Below are 1,323 nucleotides of genomic sequence, written 5' to 3' on the forward strand. Positions count from 1 at the left end.
TACTCAACGCATAGTAAAACTGCCACGCGTTGAGAATCCACTTGAATTGCTTGTTATGTGAATTTTACCGTGAATTCAAAGTAAACCACCGTAGAAATGAAGAGATTTGAATAAGTTACGTACAAAATGATGCTGACCAAAACCTAAATTTCACAGCGATCTTAGCCGAAGAAAGCCACTTACAGAATCAACAACAAAGAAAGCGCACTTTCAGCAACCGCTAAACCTTTTGCGTCACCAGACTTTCAGAGCTGAATTTCAACAAGAGAATCAGTCAAAAAGACATTTCAATTAAGGCGATTTGAACTGGCGAAACTCAACACAAACCAGATCCAAAACTTAATTGAGGCAACCCAAGAACCTTGAAAACGATCAATTTCAGGTTGTTCAAGAATCCATTTCGACCAAGCCAACTTGCCGAAAACACGAAACGAATTCTCAATGAAATCTTAGGTTTAACCTCAAAAACCCATCAAACACATAACGCCCAATTAAGTGGTGAACAACGCACTGGCCAAGCCACTGCATTGCACCGTAAACACTTTACCTGACGCATAGTAAAACTGCCACGCGTTGAGAATCCACTTGAATTGTTTGTTATGTGAATTTAGCTAAACATTCAAAGTAAACCACCGTAGAAATGAAGAAATTTGAATAAGTTACGTAAAAAACGATGCTTACCAAAACCTAAATTTTACAGCGATCTTAGCCAAAGAGAGCCACTTGCAGAATCAACGACAAAGAAAGCACCCTTTCAGCCATAATAAAACCTTTTGCATCATCAGATTTTCAGAGCTGAACTTCAGCAAAAAAGTCAGTCAAAAGGACATTTCAATTAAAGCGATTTGAAACTGACGAAACTCAACACAAGCCAGATCCAAAACTTAATTGAGGCAACCCAAGAACCTTGAAAACGATCAATCTCAGGTTGTTCAAGAATCCATTTTGACCAAGCCAACTTGCCGAAAACACGGAATGAATTATCAATGAAATCGTAGCTTTGACCTTAAAAACTCATCAAACACATAACGCCCAATTAAGGTGTGAAGCACGCGACCACAACACTTAAATTGGACACCGTAATCACTAAACTAGAACCAGACCAAAAATGCCAAGCGTGCTGAATCACTATTAAATTGTTTGTTAAATTACAATAGTTTGAAGAAGTAAACTGTGCCTTCTAGCTCACCTGTAGCACTACGTGCGAACTGAGGAATTTGACCTGCCTCGGTATAACCAATTGAACGATATAATGAAGATGCAATGTCACCTAAACGTGTGTCGAGAACCAGCAATGACAAACCAAGTTCACAAGCTACGCTT

The 1,323-nt window shown here is 38.9% G+C and carries 1 pseudogene; it reads right to left on the minus strand.

Going from position 1 to position 1,323, the window contains the following annotated elements:
- Window positions 1-1,148: 1,148 nt before the first annotated feature.
- Window positions 1,149-1,323: pseudogene (locus AACW06_RS19575) on the minus strand (GNAT family N-acetyltransferase); the annotation flags it as partial.

The organism is Vibrio sp. S12_S33, from assembly GCF_963889785.1.
Classification (GTDB): Bacteria; Pseudomonadota; Gammaproteobacteria; order Enterobacterales; family Vibrionaceae; genus Vibrio; species Vibrio aestuarianus.